Here is a 7,056-nt window from a genome sequence, read left to right as displayed (position 1 = left end):
TCATTCAACGGCAGCCTGCGCGACGAACTGCTGAACGAGGAGATATTTGACACCCTGGACGACGCCCGCCGGAAGCTAGCGCTCTGGCGTTACGATTACAACGCCGTCAGGCCGCACTCATCGCTCGGGAACAAAACACCGGCCGAAGCGCGCCGGACGCTTGAGCAATTTGAGGGCTCCGCGCCCGGCGCGCTTGCCAAGCCCGAAACCGACGACTACCAAAATCAAACCCGCAGACTCTCGTCATGAACGAGGGACCAGTGGGGGGCACGTCAAACAACAAACATCCGAGCAGCTCTAGGTAGATGCGAGCTTGATTTCGCGGCATGCTAGTATGAGTGAGCTTGGCGAGCAGACTCCACTCTTTTCGTAAGCAGGCATCTTGGAGGCACACTTTGAAACTTACCATACCAATCGCACTGGCTGTTTCTCTGGCCCTTCCAGTCCAAGCTCAGGACTTTGGCAGTGCTTTGCTCTCGGGCATAGGTAATAGCGCTCTCAAGCGAGGAGACACCCTTCTTAAAGCGGCCCCAAACGAATTTGAAGACTTCATCAAATCAACCGGTGACGGCAAAGAGTTTGCAACCGAGGCTGAGTGTCTCGGAGCTCTTCAGACAGCAATCAACACTGGCGTAGTCTTGGCCAACTTGCTGCCATTCTCTTCGGTTGAAACCGCCGAAGATGATCGTGGCCCGGCTGCGCGCTTTCGGATCATGCTGAATGGTGCAAAGTATCACTTCGCAGCCTATTGTCGGGAAAGCCAAATGGTGACCGCCCAGATCCCTTGGGGGAATGGTGACGGCCGAAGCCTTCACACCGAAACGATCCAGTCTACCTTTGACGCCGGAGCCGGTCTGCTGCTTCTCCTGCATGCGCAGGGAGCCTTTGAAAAGGAAGATGCCCTCATTGCGTCGGAATCCTACGGGGATCAGACGAGCCCACCTGAAGTCTCCGAGCCTCAGTCCGCATCAGAGAACCCGAGCGGCCCGCCTTTGTCGTCTGGGGAGCGTGAGTACTTACGCATGATGGTATCGGCCTGCTGGAACATCGGCGCCCTATCTACCGATGCCGCTCGGACCACCGTCATTGTCAAGGTTGACCTCAATCAGGACGGAACGCCGATTGCATCCACCATCCGGCTTGCCTCCAGTAGCGGTGGATCCGAAGGTGCAGTGCGTCAGGCTTTCGAGGTAGCAAGGCGCGCGATCATTCGCTGCGGTTCAAGAGGGTTCAACCTTCCAGCTGAAAAGTATGACCACTGGAAGACCCTGGTCATCCCCTTTGACCCCATGCGCTCTCGATAAGGTAATCCCCCAGTGCTTTCCCTATTGAGAAAATAACATCGCTGGAGGTGCCTAGTGCAGTTCTCAGTGGAGAAAACTTTTCCCTCATGTATGCTCACACCCCGGCGGCGCAAAACCTGCACACGGACCTTCTATTGGAACCTTACGTAGCACGTATTGGTGTCTGGGTCGGGGCATTTGCCTTTACCACCAGCCTTCCTTGTCTTCCTGAATATCAGTGATACGAAACCTACTTCGTAGGTCGTCAAACTCTTGCCTGAAGGTGCTATCCTCAAAGAACGCCTTAAAAAGTTCTAGATGTACATCTCTTTTCTCGTAGCCTAGAGCCAAACTTTGAGACGGCCTCGGCGGGGCTGCACCTTCGAAATGCTGCGCAACGGTCACTTCAAAGCCTTTGCGCTTTCTGGCGGATTCAGGTGGACGCCTCCGGCACCTGAGGACGACAGCATAGGAACCACTCTCAGGTTTCGCAGGTTCATAGTACACTCCTTTGAGACCCTCGTTCTCCATCCACTCAATGGCTTGCTTCGGACAGCCAAACTCCTTGAGTAAAATGATGTCCTCCTCACGCTGAGGGTGCCAAGTCAAACCCCACCGGGTCTTCTTCCTTACGACTGTCCGAGCAACATGCCCGTCCCAAAAGATGTCGCTATAGAGCTCATCCAATATTTCTCTAAAGGCTGCACCCATCGTTCGATCCCTTCAGACGCTTATCGATCACCTAGCTTCGTTTGCATCATCGTAGGCATCAAGGACACGGATTAAGCACCACCTAAAGCACTGTACTTGAGATACTCTTGCTTTCAAGGCGCTCGGTCTGCCGTGGTAGCAGTACTATTCTTGACGACAAGCGCACCTAAATGTACCGTAAAGGTTGATTTGCAGTTGAATAATATTCTTCTTTTTCAGTTGCTTTCATCTATTTTCTACACGAAAGATTCATTGTGTGGGAAAATATTGACAACTTTTGATAGAAGAAACCTATATCAAAAATATGATTTTGAGTTTCTATTTCTCATCCTGCTCAAAGCCAACCGTCGCGAGATCTAGAGGGTGGCAGCATGGTTCCATCGACAAGGCCGTAGAGTGCAGCGTCCCGCGGCGGGGGGGGGTGGGGCTGCCATTTCGGAAGGCGGCGGGGGGATACGCGCAGGATGAGAATACCCATCCTGCTCAGTGGAGCCTGAGCCTCCCTTTCGGGGATTCCAGATTCTCGAAAAATTTTGCCGGAGCGTTTCTGCATCGAGGTAAACGAAACAATCTCCCAGGGACTACGATAACCCAAGGAGACTACATGACCCCGACAACCATCTTCCTCATCATCGCAACCAGATACCTTGGGGCCGTTACCAAGCTCCTGCGCGCGATGATCGACCTGCGTAAGCAGATTCACCAAGAGCGCAGGGATAGCGACCGTACATAGCACTCACCGGTTTCTTGGCGGCCAGGTGAAGTATCTTGCAAGCCCACCTGGTCACCGAAGGAAGCATATGGAGCGCGCGACACTGGTTTTGAAGCGACTATCCGAAACTGCCCGACTTGCTTTCTATATCCAACGGATACTGCAAAGCCTGATGTGATGGAGCCCCCTGTAGAAGGCTCTAAAGCGGTCTCTATGGGGGTAGTCTGCCTCTGATAGGGTGCGCGCCACCGGCGTCACCGTATCTCCCCCCCCGGACCCCCCTCTATGTCTCCCAGGACGATGCCAGCGCCCGACAGCTAACCGAAGATCAAGAATACAGGTTTCTGATAGATGAAATTAGAAACGCACATGCACTTAACGGGAGGCCTGAGCTCTCGCTATAATGCGTCGCACGGTCCTTCCTACGCATGTGCTTAGAGCGTGTACGCCAGCGTTGTGGATCTAACTATTGCGGCAGGCGAACTAAGATAAGAATTGGGGGTGTCCGCAAACCGTGTTGGTCCGCAATGCGGACGAAGCTGCCGTCCGTGTCAGCGGTTCGCCTGGCGCAAAACAGCAGATCGCAACCAAACTACTGCGCCTGCGAGAACCAGTCCGGCCGCCGACGCCTTTCCAAAATCCAGCCAGTTCAGGAACCCGAAACCGATTGTCAATTTTGCAGCACTGAGCCCCACCATCGTCGCTGTAAGCAAATTTAGTTTCCGTTTAGACGGGAGATTAGGGGGGACGACCAAGGCACAAATAAGACTGGCGAGCAGGATGGTGAGAATAGCCAAATACTCTACCATCTTGATAGCTTTCGTCTGTTCACCTTTCTCGAGGGCCGCGAATGCAGCTTCTTTGTCCTCCTCGTTTGAGGGCAGCGCCAGGCTCAGAAACTCGTGGGAGAGCTGATGGGCCTCTGCCCTGAGAGGGAAGCTGCCATAGAACAGGAGCCATGAAGCCAGAAGAGGGATTGCAAAAACAAGAAAATATCGAGCCACCATTTTCAACCCAACCCCTCACCATCTTGGTTTTGATCGGTGACAATGCGCTGCCAGCAAGCCAACGTCAATTTGGGCTCGAAGCAGACCTCTGGGCGCATCCTAAATTACGATATGCGGACAATCTCCGCCGGGCGCACGCCCGCCAGCCAGCGGATGTAGCAGCTGAGGTTCTTCGTGGCCGGTCCGCAGAATGGCTTGATGAACTTTTCGTAGCGGGCGTGGAGCGAGTTCACGTTCTGGATGTGATAGCAGCCTGAAGCCACACGCGTGCCTGGCTTGCTGCCGACCACAAAGTGCTGGAGACCGCCTGCTGCTGCGACGTTCTTGTAGCCGCTGGCGCCGTCGGAACAGAGCACGGCATCGCTCGGAACCAGCGGCTTCATGGCGCGCTCGAGCGTCACACTCTGGCGGTTCGGCAGGCGTTGGAAGAGACGCGCGCCGCCGCGGTCAGCGACGGTGAGTATGGGGAGCTGCCACTTCGAGAGGCCTCGCATCATCTTCAGCCCGTTCGTCGTAAAGTCCTCCCACCTGGGGCGGGGCGGCGGTGCAACCTTCTTCGGATCTGCGAAGTGCCGGACCCATTCGCGAGAACCTTTGCGCGATTCCCGCTGGAAGGTTTCATCCGCCTCCACGATCCCGGAGAAGCTCACGGTTGAGCTGCTGCCGATAATGGAGAACACCAGCATCCGCCAACGCCAGACCGTATATTTGTTGAGTCCCAACTGCCGAGCGAGCTTGCGGACCGACAGGGGTGCGGCAACGCCCAGCATATCCCTCAGCGCGACCATGAACAGGTCCGGGCGATGGAGGCGGCCGATGGCGCTACCCGTTCTGCCTGAATAGGTCTTCTGACAGCCAGTGCAGCGATAGCGCTGGACCTTGGTTCGAGTGCGGCCCCATTTCTGTCGGCGCTCGTCGCCGCAGAAGGGGCACTCGTGATCCTGGTTTGTCCGTGCTTCAATCTCAGAGATCGCCTCCGTCTTTTGTCGGAGAGCCATGATCTTCGACTGGGCGTCCTCGATCTGCGCCGGGTTCAGGCGGTCGAGAGTTCTCTCCCTGTATGGACTGGCAGGGGTGCCGCTGCCACAATGGTTCAATGCTGCAGGTGTTGTCCTTTCAATCGGAGGAGTGGTCCTCCTATTTATTGAGCTGCCGCTATTTTGGACGCGCGCGCTCTATGGATTCTTACTCGTAGTATTTATACTTATGATCGTTGCAACGATCCCTTTGTATTCCGGGCCGGCAGGCGGATGATTTTCCGGCATTAGACCTAGGGTAGGCAAGCCCCTAGTCAGCTGCTTCTCGCATTTATACAGATGAAAGGTTCAATACTCAGTCGTGGTCAAAGTATACCCGCAGTCTGGGACGAATTGGTGACCCTGAACTCCACCCCGACTTGTGGCAACGCAGCGAGCCCGTCATTTGGCCGGGGGGGCCGCGACTGTCGTTCCCGGCCATAAGTCGACTTTCAGGTCCGGTCCGGGGTGCTGTAACGCAGCCACCTGAAGCGGTCACTGACAGTCTGTCACCCTTTCAGTCAATGACACCGATGGCTTGCGGTCGGGCGTGGGCTGAGGACAAGTTCCACGGAGGGCGCCCACGGAGTTTTCCCATGCCTTCCGCAACGGTGCTGCTGGGCGCAGCCGGTAAGCACTACGTCATGTGTCAGTTTTGCGGCATGGCTTGATTGCCGCGTTCGCGCCCGTCGGGGTCAAAAACGCCGATGGCCTCACCAACTGGGAGGGCGGATTACAGAGCATTGCTGCTCAATCATCAATGGCCGAAATGTCGGTGAAACGGCGGCGCGGTCGCAAGCGACCCTGTGGATCTCGTGCACCGATGGGAGCCCCGATACTTTTTAAAGGTAAAGTTGCCGGGAAACGGACTTAGGGAGTTGGGCGATCTAGCGAGCAACGCCCTATGGATTTGAGGCGCTGGGTAGGCTAACTAACTTGCATATATGACGAAAATTCGAAGTGAAGCCAGACGGTTCATTAAGTGATGCATAAAACGTAGGAATTTCCTCGGGAGGTAGGCGAAAGTTCGTGAGCAGGATAGGGTCGTGAGGTAGTTTGAAATCTGGTTGCTATGGAAACTGACGTGTCAAAAATGTTGACCAGATACCTTCGTCAACGGAGCAAGTTGTCAGCGACGATAGCATCAGAACTTCTCAAATACGTTTTGCAGCAGCGTCTCGATATGGGCGGCAGATTTGTTCACAGACACCTTCAGGGTGTTTGGGTGTCCGCAACCATTACGCAGGTCAAGGCAAGCCTTGAGCTGCGCTTTGACGTTCTTGCCGATGATCGACAGGGCCTCGATACGGTCCAAAAAGTCACTCTCGCCCATCTTGCCAATGTCATCTTGTGACTTCGCAGGCTTCCACTTGCTGTTGACGCGCTTGGCTTCGACGTTGAAAGCGATGAGGTGGTTTTGATAAATGTGCTTCTGCAATACGTCAACCGCGCCCAACCACGACATAACGATGGCGGAGCGATACAGCTCTACTTCATGGCACTTGATGGCCTCTTCAACAAAGTCACGCGTTTGCCCGTCCGTAATGTCAGTCAGGTATTTGCGGAGATCAACCGCGACCTGCATTGCTGCGGGGCTGATGGTGGACACCCCCAACTCCCGAAGATGCATCTTGCCAGCATCGGTTAGCTCCCAACCTGTCGTGCGGATGGCTTTCCCTTTGGAAGCGCTGAGGGTTGCGGAGATGTTCCACTTTCGCATAGCGCGGAAGCCAGCGGCGTCGGCGAGTTCTATGATCTTGGAGACCGCAATTGGCTTGTCCTGTGTTGCCAGCACAAGCAAAACCTTGTCGAGTTTGCCGAGGTCTTTGTGCAGCCACCCCTTTAGTTCATCCGATGTCAGCAACTTTGGCCTCGAGTTGTTTGCGCTCGTTTGCGCTCAGTGCGTAGGTATCTTTGGCGATCTGGTTAATGCGTTTGGCACTCGTCAATCTGGCAAGGCTCTTGGTCATATTGCTGCGCATAGTTTGGTTGTAGTAGGTGGTTGCGCTTTTCATCTCGGCCAGAATCTCCGTGCGAGTTGACGATGCCTTGCCTTGGACGAGTTCCAGTTGCGCAAGCGCGCTAATCACCAGTTCGGGACCGGTCTTTGCATCCAAGTGCGCCGCGATAGTGTTGGTTGAAAAGGTGAAATGCCCACTGCTTACGAGCGAGCCGTCGCCATTATCGTTGCTATTGGCAGGCTGTACCTCTGCAGGGAGGGTGGGTGCGGACGGGGGGGGCGTTTCAACGGGGAGTGTGCGTAATTTTGTGCCCTGACGCCTTTAGTTACGCCATGGGAAAGCGTTCTTCGAACATGATGGCGAGTT

At 55.1% G+C, this 7,056-nt stretch carries 8 protein-coding genes; 3 read left to right on the top strand and 5 right to left on the bottom strand.

Annotation, left to right across the window (positions count from 1 at the left end):
* Together ACGYK9_RS18985 and ACGYK9_RS18980 are read left to right on the top strand one after the other, a co-directional pair.
* Window positions 1-249: transposase (locus tag ACGYK9_RS18985; protein ID WP_394415213.1), on the top strand; the 249-nt coding region annotated here is incomplete at its 5' end.
* Window positions 250-395: 146 nt separating this feature from the next.
* Entirely contained in the window at window positions 396-1,304 is a 909-nt protein-coding gene (locus tag ACGYK9_RS18980; RefSeq protein ID WP_394415210.1) for a hypothetical protein, read from the top strand.
* A gap of 183 nt (window positions 1,305-1,487) precedes the next feature.
* Here ACGYK9_RS18980 and ACGYK9_RS18975 read toward each other — a convergent pair whose 3' ends face one another.
* Window positions 1,488-1,994, bottom strand: coding sequence for a hypothetical protein (locus ACGYK9_RS18975; protein WP_394415207.1), 507 nt, complete (start codon window positions 1,992-1,994; stop codon window positions 1,488-1,490).
* Between the two features lie 604 nt (window positions 1,995-2,598).
* Here ACGYK9_RS18975 and ACGYK9_RS18970 point away from each other — a divergent pair.
* On the top strand, window positions 2,599-2,727 hold the full coding sequence (locus ACGYK9_RS18970) for a hypothetical protein (protein WP_394415204.1): 129 nt from the start codon (window positions 2,599-2,601) through the stop codon (window positions 2,725-2,727).
* Between the two features lie 530 nt (window positions 2,728-3,257).
* Here ACGYK9_RS18970 and ACGYK9_RS18965 read toward each other — a convergent pair.
* The 4 genes from ACGYK9_RS18965 to ACGYK9_RS18950 form a co-directional block, all read right to left on the bottom strand.
* Window positions 3,258-3,719: a hypothetical protein gene (locus ACGYK9_RS18965; protein WP_394415201.1), complete on the bottom strand. Its 462-nt coding sequence runs from the start codon at window positions 3,717-3,719 to the stop codon at window positions 3,258-3,260.
* Between the two features lie 98 nt (window positions 3,720-3,817).
* Window positions 3,818-4,810 carry an IS1595 family transposase gene (locus ACGYK9_RS18960; RefSeq protein WP_394415198.1) on the bottom strand — a complete coding sequence of 331 codons (993 nt, stop codon included), beginning with the start codon at window positions 4,808-4,810 and terminating at the stop codon, window positions 3,818-3,820.
* A gap of 1,063 nt (window positions 4,811-5,873) precedes the next feature.
* On the bottom strand, window positions 5,874-6,593 hold the full coding sequence (locus tag ACGYK9_RS18955; protein ID WP_394415195.1) for a hypothetical protein: 720 nt from the start codon (window positions 6,591-6,593) through the stop codon (window positions 5,874-5,876).
* Window positions 6,577-6,846 carry a hypothetical protein gene (locus ACGYK9_RS18950; RefSeq protein ID WP_394415193.1) on the bottom strand — a complete coding sequence of 90 codons (270 nt, stop codon included), beginning with the start codon at window positions 6,844-6,846 and terminating at the stop codon, window positions 6,577-6,579. Before ACGYK9_RS18950 ends, ACGYK9_RS18955 begins: the two co-directional genes overlap by 17 nt.
* Window positions 6,847-7,056 lie beyond the last annotated feature (210 nt).

The sequence above is a fragment of the Sulfitobacter sp. 1A15258 genome, assembly GCF_043557045.1.
Classification (GTDB): Bacteria; Pseudomonadota; Alphaproteobacteria; order Rhodobacterales; family Rhodobacteraceae; genus Sulfitobacter; species Sulfitobacter faviae.
This window is presented reverse-complemented; position numbering and strand designations above follow the sequence as displayed.